This is a genomic window from Kribbella voronezhensis, assembly GCF_004365175.1.
Taxonomy (GTDB): domain Bacteria; phylum Actinomycetota; class Actinomycetes; order Propionibacteriales; family Kribbellaceae; genus Kribbella; species Kribbella voronezhensis.
On the sequence record NZ_SOCE01000001.1, the window covers coordinates 4476822 to 4500637 of the forward strand.

At 68.5% G+C, this 23816-nt stretch carries 22 protein-coding genes; 16 read left to right on the top strand and 6 right to left on the bottom strand.

Annotation, left to right across the window (positions count from 1 at the left end; translation table 11 throughout):
* Nucleotides 1–146 precede the first annotated feature (146 nt).
* A complete protein-coding gene (locus EV138_RS20835) occupies nt 147–1295 on the bottom strand; it encodes a DUF5667 domain-containing protein (protein WP_238158263.1) in 1149 nt (382 codons plus the stop codon).
* Between the two features lie 110 nt (nt 1296–1405).
* On the bottom strand, nt 1406–1948 hold the full coding sequence (locus EV138_RS20840) for a sigma-70 family RNA polymerase sigma factor (RefSeq protein WP_133980527.1): 543 nt from the start codon (nt 1946–1948) through the stop codon (nt 1406–1408).
* A gap of 332 nt (nt 1949–2280) precedes the next feature.
* Here EV138_RS20840 and EV138_RS20845 point away from each other — a divergent pair, with 332 nt between their 5' ends.
* From EV138_RS20845 to EV138_RS20880, 8 genes are all read left to right on the top strand, one after another.
* Nucleotides 2281–3729, top strand: a complete 1449-nt coding sequence (locus EV138_RS20845) for a class I adenylate-forming enzyme family protein (RefSeq protein WP_238158264.1) — start codon at nt 2281–2283, stop codon at nt 3727–3729.
* A complete protein-coding gene (locus EV138_RS20850) occupies nt 3726–3959 on the top strand; it encodes a glutaredoxin family protein (RefSeq protein ID WP_133980529.1) in 234 nt (77 codons plus the stop codon). Before EV138_RS20845 ends, EV138_RS20850 begins: the two co-directional genes overlap by 4 nt.
* Before the next feature lie 115 nt (nt 3960–4074).
* A complete protein-coding gene (locus tag EV138_RS20855) occupies nt 4075–4833 on the top strand; it encodes a redox-sensing transcriptional repressor Rex (RefSeq protein ID WP_112248238.1) in 759 nt (252 codons plus the stop codon).
* On the top strand, nt 4830–6113 hold the full coding sequence (locus tag EV138_RS20860; RefSeq protein WP_133980530.1) for a glutamyl-tRNA reductase: 1284 nt from the start codon (nt 4830–4832) through the stop codon (nt 6111–6113). The genes EV138_RS20855 and EV138_RS20860 overlap by 4 nt, the downstream gene beginning before the upstream one ends.
* Complete coding sequence (hemC, locus tag EV138_RS20865; RefSeq protein ID WP_133980531.1) at nt 6110–6988, top strand: hydroxymethylbilane synthase; 879 nt, start codon at nt 6110–6112, stop codon at nt 6986–6988. The genes EV138_RS20860 and hemC overlap by 4 nt, the downstream gene beginning before the upstream one ends.
* The gene (locus EV138_RS20870; RefSeq protein ID WP_133980532.1) at nt 6985–8727 is read left to right on the top strand and encodes a bifunctional uroporphyrinogen-III C-methyltransferase/uroporphyrinogen-III synthase; all 1743 of its coding nucleotides are present in this window, start codon (nt 6985–6987) and stop codon (nt 8725–8727) included. The genes hemC and EV138_RS20870 overlap by 4 nt, the downstream gene beginning before the upstream one ends.
* Nucleotide 8728: 1 nt before the next feature.
* Nucleotides 8729–9712: a porphobilinogen synthase gene (gene hemB / locus EV138_RS20875; RefSeq protein ID WP_133980533.1), complete on the top strand. Its 984-nt coding sequence runs from the start codon at nt 8729–8731 to the stop codon at nt 9710–9712.
* Nucleotides 9713–9724: 12 nt separating this feature from the next.
* Nucleotides 9725–10153: an EVE domain-containing protein gene (locus EV138_RS20880; protein ID WP_133980534.1), complete on the top strand. Its 429-nt coding sequence runs from the start codon at nt 9725–9727 to the stop codon at nt 10151–10153.
* On the opposite strand, the gene EV138_RS20885 is transcribed toward EV138_RS20880, so the two are convergent.
* The gene (locus EV138_RS20885; RefSeq protein ID WP_133980535.1) at nt 10150–10710 is read right to left on the bottom strand and encodes a TetR/AcrR family transcriptional regulator; all 561 of its coding nucleotides are present in this window, start codon (nt 10708–10710) and stop codon (nt 10150–10152) included. The two genes, EV138_RS20880 and EV138_RS20885, sit on opposite strands and share 4 nt — an antisense overlap.
* A gap of 72 nt (nt 10711–10782) precedes the next feature.
* Between EV138_RS20885 and EV138_RS20890 the strand changes: the two genes are divergently transcribed.
* Both EV138_RS20890 and EV138_RS20895 read left to right on the top strand, forming a co-directional pair.
* Nucleotides 10783–11790, top strand: a complete 1008-nt coding sequence (locus tag EV138_RS20890) for an alpha/beta hydrolase (RefSeq protein WP_133980536.1) — start codon at nt 10783–10785, stop codon at nt 11788–11790.
* Nucleotides 11791–11888: 98 nt separating this feature from the next.
* The gene (locus EV138_RS20895; RefSeq protein WP_202866777.1) at nt 11889–12659 is read left to right on the top strand and encodes a DinB family protein; all 771 of its coding nucleotides are present in this window, start codon (nt 11889–11891) and stop codon (nt 12657–12659) included.
* Nucleotides 12660–12689: 30 nt separating this feature from the next.
* On the opposite strand, the gene EV138_RS20900 is transcribed toward EV138_RS20895, so the two are convergent.
* Nucleotides 12690–13217: a dihydrofolate reductase family protein gene (locus tag EV138_RS20900; RefSeq protein ID WP_133980538.1), complete on the bottom strand. Its 528-nt coding sequence runs from the start codon at nt 13215–13217 to the stop codon at nt 12690–12692.
* 58 nt (nt 13218–13275) lie between these two features.
* Nucleotides 13276–15036, bottom strand: a complete 1761-nt coding sequence (locus EV138_RS20905; RefSeq protein ID WP_202866778.1) for a hypothetical protein — start codon at nt 15034–15036, stop codon at nt 13276–13278.
* Nucleotides 15037–15241: 205 nt separating this feature from the next.
* On the opposite strand from EV138_RS20905, the gene EV138_RS20910 reads away from it, so the two are divergent.
* From EV138_RS20910 to EV138_RS20930, 5 genes are read left to right on the top strand one after another with little or no spacing between them, the layout of a single operon-like run.
* Nucleotides 15242–16177, top strand: coding sequence for a carbohydrate ABC transporter permease (locus tag EV138_RS20910; protein WP_133980539.1), 936 nt, complete (start codon nt 15242–15244; stop codon nt 16175–16177).
* Nucleotides 16167–17051: a carbohydrate ABC transporter permease gene (locus EV138_RS20915; RefSeq protein WP_133980540.1), complete on the top strand. Its 885-nt coding sequence runs from the start codon at nt 16167–16169 to the stop codon at nt 17049–17051. The genes EV138_RS20910 and EV138_RS20915 overlap by 11 nt, the downstream gene beginning before the upstream one ends.
* Nucleotides 17052–17071: 20 nt before the next feature.
* Entirely contained in the window at nt 17072–18403 is a 1332-nt protein-coding gene (locus EV138_RS20920) for an ABC transporter substrate-binding protein (RefSeq protein WP_133980541.1), read from the top strand.
* Between the two features lie 25 nt (nt 18404–18428).
* Nucleotides 18429–19604 (top strand): Gfo/Idh/MocA family protein, encoded by a 1176-nt coding sequence (locus EV138_RS20925; protein WP_133980542.1) that lies wholly within the window; start codon nt 18429–18431, stop codon nt 19602–19604.
* Entirely contained in the window at nt 19605–20516 is a 912-nt protein-coding gene (locus tag EV138_RS20930) for a DUF6807 domain-containing protein (RefSeq protein WP_133980543.1), read from the top strand.
* Nucleotides 20517–20525: 9 nt separating this feature from the next.
* On the opposite strand, the gene EV138_RS20935 is transcribed toward EV138_RS20930, so the two are convergent.
* Nucleotides 20526–21455, bottom strand: a complete 930-nt coding sequence (locus EV138_RS20935; protein WP_133980544.1) for a phosphotransferase enzyme family protein — start codon at nt 21453–21455, stop codon at nt 20526–20528.
* A 342-nt stretch (nt 21456–21797) separates the two neighbouring features.
* Here EV138_RS20935 and EV138_RS20940 point away from each other — a divergent pair, with 342 nt between their 5' ends.
* Complete coding sequence (locus EV138_RS20940; protein WP_133980545.1) at nt 21798–23513, top strand: hypothetical protein; 1716 nt, start codon at nt 21798–21800, stop codon at nt 23511–23513.
* Nucleotides 23514–23816: the final 303 nt, after the last annotated feature.

The window sequence follows — 23816 nt, forward strand, 5'->3', positions numbered from 1 at the left end:
GGGCAGCACCACCGAGGCGTGTAGTTCCAGGCACCGATTGCCTCGTGCTTGGTCGCGCATACGACCGAAGAGCCCCGGGTCGAAGGTGGTCGACCGGGGCTCTTCGGGTGCTCGGAGTACTTCTGCTTGGACTGCTTCTGCGTGGATTACTTCCAGGGTGGCAGCAACGAGTTGACGACGCCTGGGAGGTTGATGGTCGGCAACGGGAGGCTCAGGCTGGGAAACGGCCAGGGCCAGCTCGGGGTCGACGCGGTCGGCAGGCTCGGCAGCGACGGCCCGCTCGGGGTCGTCGTCGGCTTGGTCGACGGTTTCGGTGGGGTCTTCAGATCCGTCGGCGGCTTCACCGGGGTCTCGACGATGGTCGTGTTCGGCACCTGGGTCGGTGACGTCGACGGCTTCGTGGAGGTCTTGGTGCTCGGCGCCACGGTGGGATCTTCGGTCTGCCCGCCCGGAGTGTTCACCGTCGGCTGACCGTTCTTGGCCGGCTTGGGCTTGTCGCACTTGGGGCACGCCACGGTGGTGTGCTGGGCCAGTTGCTCGATCGTGGCCAACGCCTCGACCGCCGACTTCAGCGACTCCGGTGGCAGCTTCGGGGCGAGCTCACCGATGGCCTGGCGGGCGCCGGTGATGAAGGTCGTGATCGCCGTGATCGACGTGGTGTCGCCGTCCTGCTGGTACGAAGCGACCAGTCTCGACACACCCTTGCGCGCCTGCTGCGAGAACAGGTCCAGCGTGTTGTCGATGGTGGCGGCGTCGCCGTGGTTGTTCACCAGTCCCCGGACCTCGGAGAGCCGGGTCATCGCGTGCTCGAGATCGCGCCGGCCCCGGGAGTCGTCCCCGACGCTGACGTTGGTGGAGACGTTCTCGATGCTGCGCTTCATCCCGTACAGCGTGTCGCCGGGCATCGCCTGCTGAGCGGCGGCGGCAGAACCGATGCCACCTCCGAGCAGCACGAGCGCGGCGGTACTGGCCACTAGCCGGATACGCCGGCCGTGACGATGGCGGATATCTGTCACGGACGCGTCGTCGTCCTCGCGGGGCAGCGGGTCTCCCGCGCTTTCCGGAGTGCTGCGCACCACGGTCGGAGTCGTTGCGGCTCGGGCCGCGGCCTGCTCGAGGAGGCGGTGCCTCAGCTCGGCAGTGAACTCCGGTCGCGGTGCCACTGCGCCGGCGGTCCTCAGCCGTCCGACCAGCTCCACAGCGTCCATCAGCTCGGGGTCATCGAGAGTGACGGGGCCCGTGATCGACGGCGTGCGCGAATGACTCCGCGCGCGCTCGAGCCCTGTGTAGGTCACTCATGATTGCTCGTTCTCCTCAATGGCCAGTCGGGGTCACCGACAGGTCCTCACCAGGCAAACGAGGAAACTCCCTGACGGGTTACGAAGGACATTCGTTGTCATTCGTCTCACCTCAAGTCCTTGGGGATAACCTTCGCCAAGTGCCGGACGGCCCTCAGTTGCAGTTGCTTCACGGCACCTTCCGACTTCTCCAGCGCCTTGGCCGTTTCCGCGATCGACAGACCGGCGAAGAACCGCATGGTCAGGCAGTCGCGCTGCTCGTCGGGCAAGGCCGCGACCGCCTCCCGGAGGACCTCGGCGGTGGCGGCGGCCAGGACATCGACCTCCGGCCCCTCGGTCTGCCGGTCGTGGGTCTCGATCTCGTCCGTCACCACCTCGAGCCGCACGCGGCCCGACTTGTAGTGGTCGGTGATCAGGTTCCGGGCGATCGTGACCAGCCAGGCCCCGAAGTCCCGGCCCTGCCAGCGGAACGAATCCAGCGCGCGGAGCGCCCGGACGAACGTCTCACTGGTCAGGTCCTCCGCGAGTGCCGAGGACGACACCCGCGCGTAGATGTAGCGATACACGGTCAGCGAGTACTCGTCGTACAGCTCGCCGAACGCACCGACGTCCCCTGCCTGGGCGCGATCGACGAGCTCTGCGCGTCTCATCCCGTCCGGGCTTGGCTCCGGCGTCGTCAAGTTCTCTCCCCGTTCAACTGACACGTCTACGACTGGTCCATCCGCGAATGGCCACAGCGGCTGAGACAGCACCGAGCGTTACGTCTGAAGCACCGGCTGTCAACAGTGTGCGGCGTGCCGGTTTCGCGCCGCCGGGGAAATCGCCCCGGTCCTGATCGCCCCCGAGTGCACCTGTATAGCCGCCGGCGGCCGAGTGTGCAATCGTTCCCAGCCCACCTCCGGCGAGCGCGGGCCGCGGACGCGGCCTACGCCGGGTAGCTCGAGTCATGAAGAGCACCCTAGTGGGCTCGTGACAGACTCGCATGGTGAACTTCAACTTTGCGGACATTCTTCGTGACACAGCGCGACGTCACGGCGAACGTCCGGCCCTGGTCGACGGCGACCGGCGGCTGACCTGGAACGACCTCGAGCAGGCGGTCGACAGCGCGGCCCGCGGGTACGCCGCGGCCGGCCTGGTACCGGGGTACCGGGTGGTCCTCCTGATGGCGAACAGTGTCGAGTTCGTCACGTCCTACCTGGGGATTCTCCGCGCCGGGCTGGTCGCCGTACCGCTGAACACGGGCCTGACGAAGAGCGAGATCAGTACCGTGATCGCGCATTCCGGGGCCCGGCTGGCGATCGCCGACGGCGACCTCGCGGACAAGATCGAGGGGCTCCGGACGGTCCGGGCCGGCGAGCTCGTTGGTGACGCTCCGCTTACGCCGCAGACCGACCCGGAAACCCTCGCCGTCCTGCTCTACACCTCCGGCACCAGTGGTGATCCGCGGGCCGCGATGCTGACCCACCGGGCCCTCGCGGCCAACGTGAAGAACCTGGCCGCCCTCGGTGCGGACCGGATGGGCCCCGACGACGTGGTGCTCGGCGTGTTGCCGATGTTCCACGCGTTCGGCCTGAACGCCGTGCTCGGCTGGGTCGTCGCCACCGGCGCGGCACTGATCATCGACCGGCGGTTCGACTCGACCCACACCATCGAGCAGATCCGCTCGTACGGCGTGACGAGGCTGCCGCTGGCGCCGCCGGCGCTCAACGCGCTGCTGGCCCGCGACGATCTGAAGGACGCGCTGAGGACCGTCAAGGTGGTCCTCACCGGCGCGTCCACACTGGACCGCGGGATGGCCGACCGGTTCGAGCAGGCGACCGGTCTGTTCGTGCATCAGGGCTACGGGCTGACCGAGGCCTCGCCGGGTGTCACCACCACCCTGGGCGAGAGCGACCCGAAGCCGGGCTCGGTGGGCCGCCCACTGCCCAACGTGGAACTCCGGATCGCCGACGAGCAGGGCGAGGAGGTCGAGGGCGACGACCCGGGCGAGATCCTGGTCCGCGGCGACAACCTGTTCTCCGGCTACTGGCCGGACGGCGTGGACGGACCGGACGCCGAGGGCTGGTACCGCACCGGCGACGTCGGCTATCTCGACGCCGACGGCGACCTGTTCCTGGTCGACCGGTTGCGCGAACTGATCATCGTGTCCGGCTTCAACGTCTTCCCCAGCGAGGTCGAGGAGGTCCTCGTCCAGGCGCCGGGAGTCCGCGAGGCGGCGGTGATCGGCGTACCGTCCGAGGCGACCGGCGAGGCGGTGAAGGCGTTCGTCGTACCGGCGACCGGGGTGGCGGCGGAGCCGGCCGAGATCAGGCAGTACGCCGAGACGCGGCTGGCCCGCTTCAAGTGCCCGGTCGAGATCGAGGTGGTCGACCATCTGCCGCATTCGGTCACCGGCAAGGTGGCCAAGGGCCGGTTGCGGGCGGACCGATGAGAGTCACGCTGTACGGGAAACCGGGCTGTCATCTGTGCGACGACGCCCGGGCGATCGTCGACCAGGTCTGCGCCGAACTCGGCGTCGGCTGGACCGAGATCGACATCACCACGGACCCGAAGCTGTTCGAGGAGTACGGCGAACAGATCCCGGTCACCTTCGTCGACGGCCGCCAGCACGATTTCTGGCGGGTGGACCCGGTCAGACTGAAGAAGGCCTTGACAACTTAGTGCCATCCATCACGGACGGCCTTCTCGATTTTGTTCTCACGTTCACAAGCTCCTAGAGTGGGGTAGTCGCCAGCCGTGAGGCGGTGACTCGAGAACCACCATTTCCAGGAGAATTGTGACGCCTGCCCGCAGCCGTCGCCCCGGCGCGCCGACGAGAACCGAACGCGGCATTCCCGAGGCCACTGTCGCGCGCTTGCCGGTGTACCTGCGGGCCCTGACCGCGCTGTCGGACAGTGGTATCGCCACCGCGTCGAGCGAGGATCTGGCGACCGCGGCCGGCGTTAACTCGGCCAAGTTGCGCAAGGACCTTTCCTACCTGGGTTCCTACGGCACCCGCGGCGTCGGGTACGACGTGGAGTACCTGCGCTACCAGATCGCGCGCGAGATCGGTGTCACCCAGGACTGGGCCGTCGTCATCGTCGGGATCGGAAACCTCGGCCACGCGCTGGCGAACTACTCCGGCTTCGGCACCCGCGGCTTCCGGATCGTCGCGCTGCTGGACGCCGCCCCCGAGCTGGTCGGCGAGAAGATCGGCGACATGGTCGTCCGCGACTTCGCCGAGCTGGAGGAGATCGTCGCCGCCGACCGGGTCTCGATCGGGGTCATCACCACTCCCGCCGGTCCCGCCCAGGAGGTCTGCGACCGGCTGGTCGCGGCGGGCGTGACGAGCATCCTGAACTTCGCGCCGGTGGTGCTGTCCGTGCCCGACGGCGTCGACATCCGCAAGGTGGACCTCTCGATCGAGTTGCAGATCCTGGCGTACCACGAACAACGAAAGTCCGGAGAGGCGGCGCTCCCCCCGGTGCCCGAACTGCCAGCGATGAACGGTGTCGTCACTGATCTGCCCAGTGTCGGTGGGGGTGTCGGCGCATGAGTTACCTCGTCGTCGGCATCTCGCACCGGTCCGCGGAGATCTCGGTGCTGGAGCGGGTCGCGCTCGACCCGGACGCGGCCACCAAGCTGGCCATCGCCGTGCAGCACACGCCCGCGGTGTCCGAGACGGCCGTCCTCGCCAGCTGCAACCGCACCGAGGTGTACGCGAACGTCGACCGCTTCCACGCCGGCATGGACGAGGTAACAGCGATCCTCTCCGACGTCACGGGCGTCCCGCTGCTCGACCTGGCCGAGCACCTCTACGTGCACTTCGAGGAAGGCGCCGTCGCCCACCTGTTCCAGGTCACGGCCGGACTGGACTCGATGATCGTCGGCGAGAGCCAGATCCTCGGCCAGGTGAAGGAAACGCTGCGCGTCGGCCAGGACCTGGAGACGGTCGGCACCGGCCTGAACGCGCTGTTCCAGCACGCGCTCCGGGTCGGCAAGCGGGCCCGCGCCGAGACCGGCATCGACTCAGCCGGCCGCTCCGTCGTCTCCGCCGGGCTCGAGGCCGTCGGTGGCCACGAGGGCCGGCGCGCGCTGGTCGTCGGGGCCGGCTCGATGGCCTCGCTGGCCGCCCAGACCTTGCTCGCGGGTGGCGCCGCCACCGTCACGATCGCGAACCGGAACTTCGATCGCGCGGTGGCACTGGCCGACCGGATCGGCGCGACAGCGATCCGGCTGTCCGACGTACCGCAGGCGCTGACCGAGGCTGACCTGGTGGTGTCCTGCACGGGTGCACGCGGTGTCGTGCTGACCGAGGAGATGGTCCGCAACGCGGCCGACGGCCGGCCTTTCGGCGTACTGGATGTGGCTCTTCCGCACGATGTGGATCCCGCCGCGGCCCGGCAGCCCGGCGTCCGGCTGGTGACCCTGGCGGACCTCGCCGGTACCGCGGGCGGCACCGAGCGCGACATCGACGACGTACGCCGGATCGTCGCCGAGGAGATCGGTGCCTTCGAGGCGACCCGGCGGGCCGCGTCGGTCACGCCGACCGTGGTCGCGCTCCGGGCGATGGCCGCCGAAGTGGTCGAGGCCGAGCTCAGCCGGCTCGATCGCAGGCTGCCCGGACTCGACGAGGTCCAGCGCGCCGAGGTGGCCCGGACCGTCCGCCGGGTGGTCGACAAGGTGCTGCACACGCCGACCGTCCGGGTGAAGGAACTCGCCGCGGACCCCGGCGGACCGACGTACGCCGATGCGCTGCGCGAGCTGTTCGCGCTGGACCCAGCGACCGTGGACGCGGTCACCGCACCCAAGACCACCGGAGGTGAATCGGCATGATCAGGCTCGGAACCCGCCGGTCGGCACTCGCGACCGCCCAGTCGAATCTGGTCGCCGACTCGCTGCGCGCTCTCGGCCACGAGGTCGAACTCGTGCTGATCACCACGATCGGCGACGTGAACCGCGCGCCGATGGCTCAGATCGGCGGCACCGGGGTCTTCGTCAGCGCCCTGCGCGACGCCCTGCTGGCAGACCAGATCGACATCGCGGTGCACTCCCTGAAGGACCTGCCGACCACACCGCTGGACGGACTGACGCTCGGCGCCATCCCGCTGCGCGAGGACCCGCGCGACGTACTGATCGCCCGGGACGGACTGTCGCTCGGCGAACTCCCACCCGGCGCCGTGGTCGGGACCGGGTCGCTGCGGCGGCAGGCCCAGCTGGACGCGCTCGGCCTCGGCCTCGAACTGACCGGCATCCGCGGCAACGTGGACACCCGGATCGCGATGGTCGCCGATGGCAAATTGGACGCGGTGGTGCTCGCGAGGGCAGGGTTGGCCAGGTTGGGCCGGTTGGACGAGGTCACCGAGACCCTGGATCCGATCCAGGTTCTGCCGGCTCCCGGACAAGGTGCCCTCGGCATCGAATGCCGCGCCGACGACGTCGCGGTACTGGCGGCCCTGGCACCGCTGGACGATGCGGCCACCCGGGCCGCGGTGACGGCGGAACGGCAGTTGCTTGCCACTCTCGAGGCAGGGTGCTCGGCTCCGGTCGGCGCGCTCGCCGAGGTGGTCGAAGGTGAGGACGGTCCCGAGCTCTGGCTGCGGGGCGCGCTCGGCCAGGACGGCGGCGTACGGCGCCTGTCGGCCAACGGCCCGGTGGACGACCCGGTGTCGCTCGGAAGGGCGCTGGCGAAGGAGTTGCTGGAGGAATGACAGCGGCACGGGGAACGACGAGTACGAAGACGAGCAGCAAGACAAGGGCAAAGGCGACAGCAGACGTGAGCAGCGCGAAGACAGCAGCGGCCACCAAGGCGCCCCAGAACGTGCCCGCCAAGGCAGCGGCCAGCACCGGCGCGGCCGCGGCACGGCAACCCAAACCGCTCGGCCACGTCACCTTCGTCGGCGTCGGCCCGGGTGACCCAGCACTGCTGACCCTGGCCGGTCGCGACGTGCTGGCGAACGCCGACGCCGTCGTGGTCGAGGGACCTGAGCACGACGCGTTCCTGGCGTACTGCAAGCCGGGCGTCGAGGTCGTCGACGGCTCCGGCGCCGAGGGCAGCCGGGCGCTGAAGATCGCGGCCCGGGCGCGTCTGGTGGTGAAGACCGCCAAGACCTCGGCGAACGTGGTCCGCCTGCTCACCGGTGACCCGTTCACCTTCTCCAGTGGGGCCGAGGAGGCCGCAGCCTGCCGCAAGGCCGGGATCGGCTTCAACGTGATCCCCGGTGTCAGCGAGGTCAGCGCCGTCCCGACGTACGCCGGTATCCCGCTGACCGTCAAGGGTGAGCGCGAGGTGACGGTGCTCGATCTGGCCGAGGCCAAGCTCGACTTCACCAAGGTGCACCCCAAGCAGACCCTGGTCCTGCTGAACGCCACGGACGTGCTCAAGGACGCCACCGCCGCACTGATCGAGGCCGGTTTCGACGCCGGTACGCCGGTCGCCGCGACCGTCGGCGGTACGACGACCGCGCAGGCGAGCGTCGTCGGCACGCTCGGCACGATCGTGGCCGACCTGCGCGCCGCCAAGCTGACCGGCGAGGCCGTCATCGTGGTCGGCTCCGTGGTCGAGCAGCGCGAGGCACTCAGCTGGTTCGAGACCAAGCCGCTGTTCGGCTGGCGGATCCTGGTGCCGCGCACCAAGGACCAGGCCGGCCCGCTGATGGACCGGCTGCGCCGCTACGGCGCGATGCCGGAAGAGGTGCCGACGATCTCCGTCGAGCCGCCGCGCAACCCGCAGCAGATGGACAAGGCCATTCGCGGCCTGGTCGAGGGCCGCTACGAGTGGGTCGCCTTCACCTCGGTGAACGCCGTCAAGGCCGTCCGGGAGAAGTTCGACGAGTACGGCCTGGACGCGCGCGCGTTCTCCGGCCTGAAGATCGCCGCGGTCGGTGACAAGACCGCCGAGGCGATCGCGGCCTGGGGCATCCGGCCGGACCTGACCCCGACCGGTGAGCAGTCCGCCGCCGGGCTGGTCGAGGACTGGCCGCCGTTCGACGAACTGCTCGACCCGATCAACCGGGTCTTCCTGCCGCGGGCGGACATCGCCACCGAGACGCTGGTGGCCGGGCTGACCGATCTCGGCTGGGAGGTCGACGACGTCACGGCGTACCGGACCGTGCGGGCCGCCCCGCCGCCTGCGCCGACCCGCGAGGCGATCAAGTCGGGCAAGTTCGACGCGGTCGTGTTCACCTCGTCCTCGACCGTTCGCAACCTGGTCGGCATCGCCGGCAAGCCGCACGCGTCGACGGTGATCGCGGTGATCGGCCCGGCGACGCTGAAGACCGCCGAGGAGCACGGCCTGCGGGTCGACGCGATGGCCGAGTCGCCGTCCGCCGAGGAGCTGGCCGAGGCGCTCGCGCGGTTCGGCGCCAACCGGCGTGACACCATGGTGGAGGCCGGTGAAGTCGTCACCCGGCCGTCAGAGCGTCGTTCGGGTTCACGTAGGAAGAGCTGACATGACTGGATTCCCGGGTGTGAGGCCCCGTCGGCTGCGGTCGTCGGCGGCGATCCGCAAGCTGGTCTCCGAGACCACGCTCGAACCGAGGCAGCTGATCCTGCCGATGTTCGTCCGGGAAGACGCCACCGAGCCGATCCCGATCAGCTCGATGCCCGGCGTCTACCAGCACACTCGCGACACTGCGCGGAAGGCGGTCGCCGAGGCGGCTCAGCTCGGGCTCGGCGGAGTGATGCTGTTCGGCGTACCGACCGAGAAGGACGAGACCGGATCGGGCGGGATCGATCCGGACGGCATTCTCAACGTCGCGATCCGGGACGCGGTCAGCGAGGTCGGCGACGAGCTGCTGGTGATGGGCGACCTGTGCCTGGACGAGTTCACCTCACACGGGCACTGCGGCGTCCTGGACGCCCAGGGCCGGGTCGACAACGACGCGACGCTGAAGCTCTATGCCGAGATGGGCATCGCGCAGGCTGCCGCCGGCGCGCACGTGGTCGGACCGTCGGGGATGATGGACGGCCAGGTCGGAGTCGTCCGGAGTGCGCTGGACGCGGCGGGCTACATCGACACGGTGATCCTCGCCTACTCGGTGAAGTACGCGTCCGCCTTCTTCGGGCCGTTCCGTGAAGCGGTGGGTTCTTCCCTGCAAGGCGATCGGAAGACGTACCAGCAGGACCCGGGCAACGCGCACGAGGCTCTTCGCGAGGTCGATCTCGACATCGCCGAGGGTGCCGACATCGTGATGGTGAAGCCCGCCTTGGCGTACCTCGACATCATCCGGCAGGTCCGCGACCACGTCGACGTACCGGTTGCCGCGTACAACATCTCCGGTGAGTACGCGATGGTCGAGGCCGCGGCCGCCAACGGCTGGATCGACCGCGAGCGGGCGATCCTGGAGACCCTCACCTCGATCCGCCGCGCCGGCGCCGACACGATCCTCACCTACTGGGCCGCCGAGGCCGTCGACCTGCTGGGCCGGCGGTAAGACTCCCGCTCGATGACCCGGCGGGTGACGGCGGACAATCTCGGCGGCTGGATCCTCAAGTGCAACCCGTCGCTGACCGAGCTGCCGGAGCTGGTCGCGCACGGCGTCGAGACCTGGTGCGTCCAGGACAACTACCGGTCAGCCATCTTTGCGGCCGGGCAGCCGGTCTTCCTCTGGGTCAGCGGTTCGTCCGGCGCGACACCTGAGCCGGGCATCCATGCGGTCGGTGAGATCCGGGGTCCGGCGTACTGGGCCACCAAGTACGTCGTACCGCTGAGCCTGCGGTTCCTCGGCGACCCGCTCCCGCGCACCGAGATCGCGGCTCAGCCGGCGCTGTCGACGCTCGAGGTTCTCCGGCAGCCGCACATGAGCAATCCGTCCTTCGCGACGATTCCCGAAGCCGGCGCCCTGCGGCGGCTGCTGGCCGAATCCTTGCGCTAGGCAACTTCCGGGCCGAAGTCCCGTTGGATCATCGCGACCAGGGCGTCGACGTCGGCGCCGACCATCGGCTCGCCGGTCATCCCCATCCGGTGCAGCAGGGTGCCGATGACGACGTCGATGAAGAAGAGGACGCGCTGCTCCGACTCGCCGAGCACTTCCTGGAGCACGATCCGGTAGGGGTCCTGCAACTGCGTGGACAGGATCTGCCGCAGCGCGGGGTCGCCGATGGCGTCGGTGAACACCCCGGCGAAGGCCGCGGCGATCCCGGGTTCGCCGATCTTCGCCGCGCCGAAGTGAATCGCTGAGGCCAGGTCCGCGGCCCGGTCGGTCCCGGTCACCGGCAGCGGGCCGAAGGCGTCGACGAGGCAGGCGGTGATCAGGGCGCCCTTGGAGGGCCAGCGGCGGTAGATCGTGGTCTTCGCGACGCCTGCGGCGGCAGCGATGCGGTCGACGGTGGCGTGGGTGTAGCCGAGCTCGTGGACCGTCTTCAGCGTTGCCGCGAAGACCTCGGCGTCGACGCTCACGCGCGGCCGGCCGGGTCGTGTTGTTCGAGCCATGGTCACACCTTAGCGACTTATGCTACTTTCAGTATCGATACTAGCGGTAGCGAAATAGCAGGAGGAGCAGACATGACCCACTCCACCGCCGTCCAGCAGCCGTCGCTGGGAGTCCGGCTGCTCTACTCCCTGCGAGGCGAGCCGGACTGGTCGACGATGTCGATGGAAAGCCTGGTCGGCTTCCGGGAGGCTCAGAACCGCAGGCTGAAGTCCCCGCTGATCCGGGTGGTCACCGGGCTTCCGGACCGGAAGGCGAGCAGCAAGTGGGAGCAGGTGAGGCTGCCGGACCGAGTGGTCCCGGTCCGGGTCTACCGGCCGACCGGCGGCGGTAGCGCCCTGCCCCTGGTGCTGCACGTCCATGGCGGCGGATTCGTCGGTACTGCGGTGCAGTGCGACTGGACCAACAGTCATCTGGCCGCACGGCTGCCTGCCGTAGTCGTCTCGGTGGAGCACCGGCTCATCGACTTCAACATGCCACTGTCCGCCGCTGTCGACGACGGCTGGGACGTACTGCGTCACGTCGTACAGAACAACGCGCAGTGGGGAGTGGACCCGGCGCGGGTCGTCGTGTTCGGGGAGAGCACCGGGTCGATGGTCGCGGCGCTGTCTGCCTTGCGGGCAAGAGAATCCGGTCTGCTGCTGCGCGCGCAGGTGCTGGTCAATCCCTGCGTCGACCTGACCACGACAGCGCTCGACTACCCGTCGATGACGGAGTACGCCGACAGCCCGGTCCTCACGGTGAAGCAGATGGAGTTCTTCCGTCGACTGGCCGTTCCCGCGGGAGCGGATGCCAGAGCTGTGTCGCCGCTGTACGCCGACGATCTCGGCGGCCTGCCGCCGGCGCTCCTGGTCGTGCCGGTCCTCGACCCGGTGGCGGACCACGGCCGGACGTACTTCGACGCCCTGCGCAAGGCCGGAACGCCGGCGGAGTTGATCGAGATTCCCAAGGCGGCGCACGCGTTCCTCAGCATGCCCGGGCTGGTGCGGCAGGCCCGGTCCGCGCGGGCCGCGATCGCCGGATTCCTCCGCGACCGGCTCGGCGGTGGAGAGCAGAGCCCCGATCGCCAGGCCGCCGGATGATTCTCGCCCGGCCGTGGTGGTGGGTGGTGTGGCCGACCGGGCAGCCCGCGCACGCTGCAGGCTGGACCCGGACGCCTGGGATGGGAAATGCTGCCCGGGTGGCTGACTTCATCAAGCAGAACCTGGCCGGCTCCCGGTTCGAGGACGTCTACCTGACCGACGCGCGGTTCCGCGACGTCGATCTGAAGGGTGCGCGGTTCAACCTGGTCGATCTCTCCGGGGTGACGATCCGGGGCGCCCTGGTGGCGGATGTCGAGATCAGCGGGGAGATCGAGAACGTCCGGATCAACGGTGTCGACGTCGTTCCGCTGGTCGAGGCGGAACTGAACCGGCGGTATCCGGAGCGCGCGAAGATGCAGCCGAGTGACGCCGACGGTTTCCGGGCAGCGTGGGATCTCCTCGAACCGCTCTGGCAGGGGACCGTGGAGCGGGCCGCCCGGCTCGACCCGGCGTTGCTGCACGAGCGGGTCGACGGCGAGTGGTCGTTCATCGAGACCCTGCGGCACCTCGTCTTCGCCACCGACGCCTGGGTCAGCCGGGCCGTCCTCGGTGAGCCGGCGCCGTGGGATTCGCTGGACCTGCCGCACGACGAGATGCCCGACATCCCCGGCGTACCGCGTGATCTCGACGCCCGCCCCTCGCTCGACGAGGTCCTCGTCCTCCGCGTCGACCGCCAGGCGACCGTACGCCGGGTCCTCGCCGGCCTCACCGACGAACAACTCGCCGGCCACACCGAGCCCGTCCTCACTCCCGGCTACCCGGAGTCGGAAAGCTTCCCCCTGCGCCGCTGTCTGGGCGCCGTCCTGATCGAGGAATGGGAACACCGCCAGTACGCCGAACGTGACCTTGCCGTCCTCGAAACCCGCTGACCCACCGGGACCTGCAGCCGGGGTTGTGGTTCAGCGCAGGCGGACGGTGTAGTCCGATTGGGTGAAGCCGCCGTTCAGGGTACGGGTGGCGTTGTGGGTGAGGTGGATGTCGTGGTCCAGTTCGCCGAACAGCCGGATGCCGGAGCCGATCAGGACCGGCACGGTGGTGATGGTGAGTTCGTTCAGCAGGCCGGCTCGCAGGAACGTCCGGATGACCCCGCCGCCGTCGGCGTACACGCGCTTGGCGCCGCGGTCGTTCAGGGTCTGCACCAGTCCGTCGAGGGTCCGGTGCACGATGATCCGCTCGTCGGCCTCGGCCGGCAGGGTGCTGCTGAGCACCTCGACCTGCTTGCCCTCGTACGGCCAGAAGTCGAAGCCGAGCACGGTTTCATAGGTCTTCCGGCCCAGTACCACGGTGTCGATGACGGCCATGAACTCCTGGTACCCGGTGTCGCCGGGCTTCTCGGCGGGGTCCGTCAGCCAGTCGATCGACCCGTCCGGGCGCGCGATGAATCCGTCCAGGCTGGTCGCAATGAAAACCGCGGCATGAAAAGTCACGCTCCCTTTGTACAGCCTGGCACCGACAGCCGGGTCCCGGGACGTGAGCAGATTTCAGTCAGCCGCTGGTGCGCAGCTTCAGCGTGTACCGGAGAGGCGAGCGGCCGGTGAGGTAGACGCGGAGGCCGTCCGGCGTCAGGTGGCCGTTGAGCTGGGTGTAGCGCTCGCCCGGATCCATCGCCACCCGGGTGTCTCCGTTGCCGGGCCCGAACTCGATCCAGTCGCCGCCGACGGTGTACCGGCCGGTGCCTGTGCTGAGCTGGTAGTTGCCATCGGCATCGAGCATGTCGACGCCGGTCAGGGTTCCACCGGGCCGGAAGCAGAGCTCGATCGCCAGCAGCACCTCCGACTCGGTCAACTCGAAGGTCAGGTCGAACCCGTCGGCGACCTCGGCGACGGTGACGGCGGTTCGTAGTACGCGGTAGTGCTTGGGCCGGTGCGGGAAGTCCATCGAGGCGTAGAACCGGCCGTCGGGGGTGAGAGCGTAAGCGCCGTCGGTACGCCGGTGGCTCGGTGGCAACGGCAGGTGGTACGGCACTTTCACCTCGTCGGACAGCCGGAAGGTGGCCGGCCCGATCCGTTCGAGGCCGTCGCTGCGGAAGTGGCCGGTGCCGAAGAACTGTGGGGACAGCCGAACCGAGTCGAGGATCGCGGCGCCCTGCCGGAGTTTGAAGAAGGTCGGATTCGTGGACAGACCCGAGGCGATCACGGGGATGTCGTGGAAGTCGGTGCCGCCGAAGACGGTGGCGGTCCGCCCGCCGCGCCGGATCCGGGCCAACTGCTGGGCGGAATAGTCCTGGACGAAGTCGTCCGGAGTCGGCGCCGCCGCCGGCAGCCGGGTGGCGAGGAACGGCTGTTCGAGTACCTCGGCCAGGAAGTCGCCGAGCTCGCCGGCGTCGCGGTCTGCGATCTCCTGCGCGACGGCCGCGAACCGCCCGTCGGCGTCGCGCAGGGCCAACTCGCGGAACTGGGTCAGGTACCGCGAGACGTGCTGGCGCATGGTCTGGTCCTGCCGACGGGAGGCGACTGCCTCGACTTCGCCGTTCGGCTCCAGGTGGAACATCGTCGCGATCAGGTTCCGCCGGACGTAGTCGATCAACTCGGGCCGGTCCCGGAGCCGGGCGATCGTCAGCAGACTCGGATTCGTGACGGCCACCGCGTAGTTGGGACTCCGCTCGCTGTAGATGCCGTCCTCGGTCGCGTCCACACCCTCCGCGAGCCATTCGTCGATGCGTACGGCGTACCGGTCGTCGGGGAAGAGTTGGTGGGTGCGGGCCAGTGCGGCCGAGACCTCGAAGCGGTGGTTGGGCGTGTGGAGACCCCCGGAAGCCAGTGCCGGTCCAGCTTTGCGGAGGATCTGCTCGATGACCTCGCGGTGCGGACCGGTCGCCGCCTCGTCGTCGGCGTCCAGCAGCGCCCAGGTCAGGCACAGATCCTGGATGGCGAAGGAAGTGTCCGGCGGCGAGTGCAGATTGCCGATGTCGAAGAGGCCGTCCTCGTGTTGCGCGGCGGCCACTCGGTCGCACAGCACCCCGAGCGGGTCGAGCAGGCTCGCGTCGTGGAAGTAGGCCGAACGGTTCCAGACGTAGGCCGCGACCAGCCGGCGGCCTTTGCGTGCCAGGGCTCGGACGTCGTCACCGGGCTCCTGGGTGCTGCTCAGAACCAGCGGGACCTGCGCGTCGTGGGCCCGGGTCAACAGGGTCAGGAAGTCCTCGTCCAGATCACCAGCGGCAGGGTAGGGACCGGACCCCTCAGCTGTCGGCAGGTCCTCGCCGGACAGGCCGATGAGCGGTCCGGCGTGGAAGGTACGGCGCTGCATCAAGTCCTCCGGACAGGCGGGGAAAGCGGTTGCCAAATGCACAGTACTGTTGCCGGACCAGTATGTCCTGTCAATACTCCGCAGCTGTCCGGAACCGGTCAGCGAATCTGCTGGTGAGGTCTTGCCCGATCCGTGTGTGAGCGCTAACTTGGCGGGCCTGGGCAAACGCTTTCCGAGCATCAGAGCTTTCTGGAGGAAAGAAAGTATGAGCGCGCTGGGAGAACTGAGCACGCTCGGTCGGAACAAACCGCCCGGGCAGGGTAAGACGAAGAAGCGGGACAACCTCGCGGGGTACCTGTTCCTGACGCCCTGGCTGCTCGGGCTGTTCGTGATCACCATCGGCCCGATGCTGGCCTCGCTCTACCTGGCGTTCACCGACTACAACCTGATCCAGGCGCCCGAGTGGATCGGGTTGGAGAACTTCACCCGGATGCTGTCCGACCAGCGGCTGCACAACTCGCTGCAGGTCACCTTCACCTACGTGTTCGTCTCCGTCCCGCTGCAACTCGCGGTGGCCCTGCTGCTGGCCGTGGTACTGGATCGCGGCGTTCGCGGAATGGCCTTCTACCGTTCGATCTTCTACCTGCCGTCGCTGCTCGGCTCCAGTGTCGCGATCGCGATCCTGTGGAAGCAGGTCTTCGGCACCGAGGGCCTGCTGAACCAGGTGCTGCAGCCGCTCGGCTTCGACGGCAAGGGATGGATCTCGGACCCGAGTACGGCGCTCGGCACCCTGGTGGTGCTGAACGTCTGGACCTTCGGCGCCCCGATGGTGATCTTCCTGGCCGGCCTGCGCCAGATCCCGGCGATGTACTACGAGGCCGCGTCGGTCGACGGCGCCAGTGCGTTCCGCCGGTTCCGCAGCATCACGCTGCCACTGCTCACCCCGATCATCTTCTTCAACCTGGTGCTGCAGATCATCCACGCGTTCCAGTCGTTCACCCAGGCGTTCGTCGTCTCCGGCGGGACGGGTGGGCCGTCCGACTCGACGATGTTCTACACGCTCTATCTCTACGACCGTGGCTTCGGCAATTTCGACATGGGCTACGCGTCCGCGATGGCGTGGTTCCTGCTCGTGATCATCGGGGTCTTCACCGCGATCAACTTCATCGCCTCGAAGTACTGGGTGTTCTATGACGACTGAGACGCTGCGGACGGCCGTCGTACGCCGCCGGTCCGCCACCTTCGGCCGGGCCCGGATCCGGCCGGTCCTGACCCATCTCGCGCTGGCCGCGGCCGCGCTGGTGATGCTCTACCCGGTGATCTGGATGGTCGTCAGTTCGCTGCGGCCGGGCAACGAGATCTTCCGCGAACCCGGCCTGCTGATCAAGGATCTCGAGATCAGCAACTACCGGGTCGGCTGGAACGCCCTGACCGAGCCGTTCACCCGGTACCTGCTGAACTCGGCAGCCGTCGTCTTCGGTGCCGTACTGGGAAACCTGGTGTCCTGCTCGATGGCGGCGTACGCGTTCGCGCGACTGGAGTTCGCCGGGAAGAAGTTCTGGTTCTCGATCATGCTGGTGACGATCATGTTGCCGATCCACGTGGTGATCGTGCCGCAGTACATCCTGTTCTCCCAAGCCGGCTGGATCAACACGTTCCTGCCGCTGATCGTGCCGAAGTTCCTGGCCACCGACGCGTTCTTCGTCTTCTTGATGGTGCAGTTCATCCGCGGCATCCCGCGCGAACTGGACGAGGCGGCCCGGATCGACGGCTGCGGCAAGGCCGGGATCTTTCTGCGGGTGATCCTCCCCTTGATGGTGCCGGCCCTGGCGACCACGACGATCTTCACGTTCATCTGGACCTGGAACGACTTCTTCAGCCAGTTGATCTACCTGACCGATCCGAAGATGTACACCGTGCCGGTCGCGCTCCGGTCCTTCGTCGACGCCACCGCCAGTACCAACTGGGGTTCGATGTTCGCGATGTCGGTCGTCTCGCTCGTCCCCGTCTTCCTTGCCTTCCTGCTTGGTCAGCGCTTCCTGATCAAGGGGATCGCGACCACCGGTATCAAGTAATCCGCTGAAAGGTGCCCACCATGAGGCCGCTCTCCCGCTCCACCCGCGCACCGCTCAGAGGCCGTCGTCTCCGCGGCCTGGCCGCCGTCGCCGTCGCCGTGGCGATGCTGGCCGCGAGCGCCTGCGGCGGCTCGTCCGGCGGTCAGTCCGCGAACGGCGAGGTCACCCTCCGGTTCAACTGGTGGGGTTCCGACACCCGGCACAAGCTCACCCAGCAGGTGATCGACTCGTTCCAGAAGGAACACCCGAACATCAAGATCAAGGGCGAGTTCGGCGAATGGGCCGGTTACTGGGACAAACTCGCCACCACGGTCGCCGCCAACGACGCGCCGGACATCATCCAGATGGACGAGAAGTACCTGCGCGAGTACGCCGACCGCGGCGCGCTGCTCGACCTGAAGAAGGCCGACGGCCTGGACACCGGCAAGTTCCAGCCGGACACCCTCGGCGCCGGCGAGTTCGACAACGGCCTGTACGGGTTGAACGCCGGCATCAACGCCTTCACCATCGTGGCGAACCCGGCCGTCTTCAAAGCCGCCGGGGTCGCGCTGCCCGACGACAAGACCTGGACGTGGGACCAGTACAGCCAGTTGGCCCAGCAGATCAGCGCGAAGCTGAACGGCAAGGGCTGGGGCACAGCGGCGTACGGGACCAACGATGCCAGCCTGAACATGTGGGCCCGGCAGCACGGTCAGTCCTTGTTCACCAAGGACGGCAAGCTCGGCGTCACCAAGGAGGGCGTGACCGAGTTCTACACCAACCTGCTCAAGATGCAGGACGCGAAGGCGATCCCCTCCGCGGCGTTCACCGCGCAGGACATGAACGCGCCGCTGGACCAGTCCGGGATGGCGACCGGCAAGCTGGCGATGGGCTACGCCTGGAGCAACCAGCTGAATGCCCTCAGCAAGGCTTCCGGTCAGCAGCTCAAGCTGTTGCGGCTGCCGAGTGTGACCGGCAAGGCGACCGAGAACGGCGCGTACTACAAGGGATCCATGTTCTGGTCGATCTCCTCCCGGACGAAGCACCCGAAGGAGGCGGCCGAGTTCGTCAACTACCTCGCGAACAGCCCGGCCGCGGGCAACATCCTGCTCGCCGAGCGGGGTGTGCCGCCGAACACCGAGATCCGCGCCGCGGTCGCGTTGAAGCTGAAGCCGGCCGATGCCGCGTCGCAGGCGTTCATCCAGGCCATCTCGTCCGAACTCGGCGAGCCTTCGCCGCCCCCGCCGGTCGGTGGTGGTCAGGTGGAGAAGATCATTCAGCGCTACACCACCGAGGTGCTGTTCGGCCGGATGAAGCCCGACCAGGCGGCGCAGAAGTTCATCGACGAGGTCAACGGGGAGCTCACCAAGTGACGTTGCTGTCAGCAACTGATTTCCGGTGATCGGCTGGGACGCCGCGACGGCGTCTCGGCCGGCCACCGTGGCACTGGCCGGCGTGCACGGGCACGGCGCCACGCATCTTCGGCACGTGATCAAGTTGGCGACCGAGGGCAGGGTCCGCCTGCTCGCGGTCGCCGATCCGCGACCGCCCGGTGACGAGTTGCCCCCGGACGTGGCCGTGTACGCCGACCTGCGCGAGTTGCTCGCCGCTGTCGAGGTCGACGTGGTGGTGATCAGTACGCCGATCCAGACCCACGTGCCGCTCGCGGAACTCGCGCTGCGCTCGGGAGCCGACGTACTGCTGGAGAAGCCGCCGGCCGCGTCGCTGGCCGAGTTCGAGCACCTGGTGTCGGTGATCGAGGAGACCGGGCGGATCTGCCAGGTCGGGTTCCAGGTCGCGGGATCGCGGGCGGCCCGGACGTTGGCCGAGCTGGTGGCCGACGGGAGTCTGGGCGAACTGCGGGGGATCGGGGCGATCGGCACGTGGGTTCGCACCGCGCAGTACTGGCAACGCGCTCGCTGGGCCGGGCGCCGGAGCCTCGACGGGATCGATGTGGTGGACGGCGCGGTGACGAATCCGTTCGCTCATGCGACCGCGGCCGCGTTGATGATCGACGGTTCGGGGCGTGCCGACCAGGTGGAGTCCGTCGAGACCGAGCTGTTCCGGGCGAATCCGATCGAGTCCGACGACACGTCCGCCGTACGGGTGGTGACGAGCCGCGGTACGACGGTGGTGACGGCGCTGACCTTGTGCGCCGACCAGAACGATCCCGAGCCGATGGTGATCGTGCACGGCTCTGAGGGGCGGGCCGTCCTGCGGTATTCGGTGGACCGGCTGTCGTTGACGATCAACGGGCGGACGAGCGATACGCAGTACGGGCGGGACGATCTGCTGGAGAACCTGCTGGACCATCGGGCGGATCCCTCGGTGCCGTTGCTGGCGCCGTTTGCGGAGACGGGTGGATTCACTCGCGTGGTCGAGGCCGTTCGGGTGGCGCCGGCGCCGCTGGAGATACCGGCCCGGTTCATCCGCTGGGACGGTGATGGGCCGGAGCGGCGCCCGATCGTGGCCGAGGTGGAGAAGTGGGTGACACGGGCGGGTGAGGAGCTTGCGCTGTTCAGCGAGCTGGGCGCGCCGTGGGCGATCGAACGAGACGACGAGGAGCACGGATAGATGACGCAAGCACTGGGCTGCAACCATGCGGTCGGCCGGTCGATCCAGGTGACGGCCGGCGACGGCGAGCTGTTCACCTACGTGTACAACCCGACCGACCCGCAGTTGGAGTCGCCGCGGCCGTACATGCATCCGATGCGCACGCTCGGCGGCGATCTGGTCTCCGTCTACCGGCCGCACGACCACATCTGGCACAAGGGGCTGACCTGGTCGCTGCCGCACTTCGGGCACGAGAACTTCTGGGGCGGGCCGACGTTCTCGCTGGCGAACGGGTACGAGCAGTTGGACAACAACGGCGCGATGGTGCACGACGAGATCGATGCGCTCGACGTTTCCGACGACCTTGTTCGCTTCACGCATCGGCTGTCCTGGCACACGCAGGCCGGTGCGCACGTGGTGGATGAGACCCGCACGTTGTCCACGCGGCTGGCGGACGACGGGTGGGTGCTCGTCTACGAGACCTCGATGACGAACGTCTCCGGTGAGAACGTGCAGATCGGTAGCCCGACAACGGCGGGCCGGGAGAACGCTGGGTACGGCGGGCTGTTCTGGCGCGGCCCTCGGTCCTTCACGGGTGGAACTGTCCTTGCACCACAAGGGCTCGGTGGCGACGACCTCCGCGGTCAGCGAGCGGCGTGGATGGGCTTCTCCGGCAAGCACGACGAGGTGGACCGTGGATCCACGGTAATCATCGCCGACGCCACCGACAACCCGCGCCACCCACCGCAGTGGTTCGTCCGCTCCGAGGACTTCGCCGCCGTCTGCCCAGCGCCCTTCTTCTCCGAGGAACTCCCCTTCGCCCCCAACGAGACCCTCCACTTCCGGTACGCCGTACTGGTCTCCGACGGCACCTCGGACGACGCGCGCTCCGGCGCCCTCGCCGCCCAGGCCCAGAAGATGCTCGTCGACTGAATCGCCACGTCAGAGCAGGTCGGCGGCGGCTTGGCGTAGTACGCCGAGTTCGCCGTCGGCCCACCCTTCGTTGATCGACTCACTGCCGCGGAACAGCGGTTTGTCGCGGAGATGGAAGCGCAGGTTGGAGATGCTGCCGACGACTCTCGAGTAGGGGACAGCGGCGAGGTCGGCTGCCGGAATCGGACGCCTGGTGGTGTAGCCGTCGACGAAACTGCTCCAGTGCTCGGTGCCGGCGACGCCGGCGAAGTCGGTGGCGCGGTAGCCCTCGGCCGACAGGTCGAAGTCGTGGATCGCGAGACCGTCACCGTTCTGCAGGATGTTGTCGAGGGTGACGTCTCCGTGGCAGATGCCCCAGCTCGGCCCGTCGTGCTGAGCGAAGTGATCCTGTACTGCGATCGCCAGTCTCTCGAGCAGCTCGCGGTCGGCCGGTGCGAGGAGTGGTGCGATCTCGGCGAGCGGCGTTTCCAGGTTGTGGTGAAGGTCGGCGGGGAGTCTCGGGTGCGGGGAGCGGAAACTGTCGGCGGCGTCGTGGAAGGTGGCGATCAGCTCGCCGAAGGAACGGTAGAGCTCACCGGTGAACGGGGGACGCGGCTTGGTGCCCAGCACGAATGTGGACAGGAGATACGGTCGCGCGCCCTCGGCTGCTTCGAGTAGTCCCACCTCGGAGCCATCAGCCAGAGGCACCACCCGCGGGACCGCGAGACTTGCGTTGCTCAAGTGAGTCGCGAGGTCGGCCTCCCAGCGCACTTCGCCCGGTTGCCGGCCACCTGCGCGATAGAGCTTGAGTACGTACGACTGCTCGGCACTCGCCAGGTGGTAGACGTCGTTGACGAACGACCGGATCAAGGTGCACTCACGGAAGCCGACGCCGTAGACCTCGCCCAAGTGGTCGCGTAAGACCGACGGATCGACCAGCGACCTGATCGTCTTGATCACGTTCCACCTCCAGGTTTCTGAGATCGTTGCCGCACACATGAGGTCCTGCAAGTCGATTACCGGTCCTGGAGCCGCGGCACGTAGTACGGAGAAGGGTGGTTCCGTACTGCGGGGCGCTTCGGGATGCGCGGGTTTTCCTCCGTGATGGGCGGGGGTGTGGGGGAGTTGGAAGTGTGAAGCAGACGTTCGTTGGGGACGGTGGGGTAGCAGTAGCAGATCGATTCCGGGATCGACTCCCCGGGAGGGCCCCGGAACCGGTAGCCTCGTCCAGCCACCTGGGGAGGCCGCATCAACATCGCCGACGAACTGCCGGAGAGCCCAAACCGGTCAGGAGACCACGTCTTGCAGGAGAACACCACCAGCACCAGTACTGGCGAGCTCGCCAACGTACCTCTCACCGGTGCTGACAAAGTTGCTTACGCTTTCTACGCCACCGCGGCCACGGCCGCCCTCGTCGGTCAGGTCTGGGCCGGCGTCACTCACATCCCGTGGCCCGACGAGGGCTTCTCACCGTTCCTGAAGATCGCCCTCGTCACGCCCGCCGTCGCCGTCATCGAGCTCGGCGGTGTCGCCACCGCGGCGCTGGCCGACCTGCGCCGCCGCAAGGGTGAGCAGGCCTACGCCTACCGCGCGATGTCGTTGTTCGCCGCGATCGTCGCGCTCGTCTTCAACGTGGTCGGTCACTGGCGGCCGGAGGAGCGGTTCCTCGCCTTCGGCTTCGGCGGCCTGTCCGCGTTCGCCTATGTGCTGTGGTTGATCCACAGCTCCGCCCGTCGTCGCGACGCACTGCGCAAGGCCGGCCAGATGGCCACCACCGGACCCGTGTACGGCGTGGTCCAGTGGGCCCGCGAGCCGAAGGTCACCTGGCTGGCGCGCTCGATCGCGCTCGAGCACGGGTACGGGCTGTACGAGAGCCTGCGCGCCGCGCGGCACCAGATCCGCAACAACGCGCGCCGCGACGCGATCGCCGGGACCGTTGCCGAGTACATCCGTTCCGAGCACCAGGACGAGCGGCTCGCGAAGATCGCCGAGACGACGTACGACGCGGACCGGCTGGCCGGGATGCTCGAGGAGCGGATCAACTACGAGGTCGTCACGAACAAGTTGACGCTGGCGATCTCGCCGCCCCCGCCCGAGGAGCCGGAACCTACACCGGCGAAGGACGAGCGGACCGATCTGCGCGCCGCAGTGTGGGTCGTCGAGGGCACGACGCCGCCGGTGCAGCAGTTGCCGGCCCACCAGGTCCCCGCTCAGCAGCTCCGCCCGGGCGGGGTGCCGCTGCGCGACGACGACCAGTGGGGGGAGGCGATGACCGGTGAACTGATGGCGGTCGAGTACCTCCCGTACGACCGTAGTACGGACGATGCGGACGAGGCCGAGGTCGTCGAAGAGGCGCCCAGCTCGCTTTACGTGAAGCCCGTCGTCCAGGAGACCTCACCGTTCGCACCCGTGGTCCCGGAGCCGGTCGCACCGGCTGTCCCGCAAGCGGATCTGCCGGGTGCGCAGCAGTCGGCCGCCCCCTCGGTCGCGTCATCGGTCGCCTCGTCGGTCGCTCAGCCGGTCGCCTCGTCGGTTGCGCAGCCGGTCGCCGAGCAGGAGCACGTCGTACCGGCAGCTCCGAAGCCGGCCGTGGTCAAGCCGTCGCTGCCCAAGCCGGCGGCCGCGCGCAAGCCGAAAACCGTGGTACGCAACAGCGTTCCCTCGTCGACCGCGCCGGTGCCGGCCGTCGAGGAGCCGGTCGTCGTCGCGTCGCAGGAGCCTGCGGTGCCGGCTGGTTCCGAGCCGGTACGCGCCGAGGAGCCGACCGTGATCGCCCGTGAGGTGACCGCCCGGACGACCCCGAACCGCCCGGCCGCCCCGAAGCCGAAGACCTCGGCCGGCGGCGACCTCGACAAGAAGCGTCAGCGCGCCTGGGCCCTGCTCAGCGACTGGCCGTCGGACCGCCCCCGCACCCCCGAGGTCCTCGCCTCAGCCATTGCCTCCAGCAACGACGACGCGGCAGCCTTCATCGTCCAGTACGACGCCGAAAACAACCTCGCCACCGCAAACCAGAACTGACCCAACCCGTCAACAGCCGGCCAGAATCTCTGGCCGGCTGTTGCTTTCGTACTACGCCCGCTTCGCGCCTCCTCCGTCGTCGCTCGACCAACCCACCCCACGACGCCGCTCCTGCGTCGCGGCTGACAAACGCGGTCGTCCCCCGCCAACTCCCGCCAGGCAACCGGTTTCGACGCACCCCGCTCCTGCGTCGCGGGTCGGCCACGTTGGGCCGACCGAGCGTGCCGCGCGTCCGCCTCGCCGCTCCACCTACTTGTCGGTTTCTGCGTCGCGCTCTCACCAGTGATGTGGTCCACCCCAAAC

What these genes read in the sequence shown, in the direction of transcription:
- hemC (WP_133980531.1), top strand. Translation starts at nt 6,110, where the DNA reads ATGATCAGGCTCGGAACCCGCCGGTCGGCACTCGCGACCGCCCAGTCG.
- EV138_RS20870 (WP_133980532.1), top strand. Translation starts at nt 6,985, where the DNA reads ATGACAGCGGCACGGGGAACGACGAGTACGAAGACGAGCAGCAAGACA.
- EV138_RS20930 (WP_133980543.1), top strand. Translation starts at nt 19,605, where the DNA reads ATGACGCAAGCACTGGGCTGCAACCATGCGGTCGGCCGGTCGATCCAG.
- hemB (WP_133980533.1), top strand. Translation starts at nt 8,729, where the DNA reads ATGACTGGATTCCCGGGTGTGAGGCCCCGTCGGCTGCGGTCGTCGGCG.
- EV138_RS20845 (WP_238158264.1), top strand. Translation starts at nt 2,281, where the DNA reads ATGGTGAACTTCAACTTTGCGGACATTCTTCGTGACACAGCGCGACGT.
- EV138_RS20840 (WP_133980527.1), bottom strand. Translation starts at nt 1,948, where the DNA reads ATGAGACGCGCAGAGCTCGTCGATCGCGCCCAGGCAGGGGACGTCGGT.
- EV138_RS20915 (WP_133980540.1), top strand. Translation starts at nt 16,167, where the DNA reads ATGACGACTGAGACGCTGCGGACGGCCGTCGTACGCCGCCGGTCCGCC.
- EV138_RS20905 (WP_202866778.1), bottom strand. Translation starts at nt 15,036, where the DNA reads ATGCAGCGCCGTACCTTCCACGCCGGACCGCTCATCGGCCTGTCCGGC.
- EV138_RS20860 (WP_133980530.1), top strand. Translation starts at nt 4,830, where the DNA reads ATGAGTTACCTCGTCGTCGGCATCTCGCACCGGTCCGCGGAGATCTCG.
- EV138_RS20885 (WP_133980535.1), bottom strand. Translation starts at nt 10,710, where the DNA reads ATGGCTCGAACAACACGACCCGGCCGGCCGCGCGTGAGCGTCGACGCC.
- EV138_RS20890 (WP_133980536.1), top strand. Translation starts at nt 10,783, where the DNA reads ATGACCCACTCCACCGCCGTCCAGCAGCCGTCGCTGGGAGTCCGGCTG.
- EV138_RS20920 (WP_133980541.1), top strand. Translation starts at nt 17,072, where the DNA reads ATGAGGCCGCTCTCCCGCTCCACCCGCGCACCGCTCAGAGGCCGTCGT.
- EV138_RS20910 (WP_133980539.1), top strand. Translation starts at nt 15,242, where the DNA reads ATGAGCGCGCTGGGAGAACTGAGCACGCTCGGTCGGAACAAACCGCCC.
- EV138_RS20850 (WP_133980529.1), top strand. Translation starts at nt 3,726, where the DNA reads ATGAGAGTCACGCTGTACGGGAAACCGGGCTGTCATCTGTGCGACGAC.
- EV138_RS20880 (WP_133980534.1), top strand. Translation starts at nt 9,725, where the DNA reads ATGACCCGGCGGGTGACGGCGGACAATCTCGGCGGCTGGATCCTCAAG.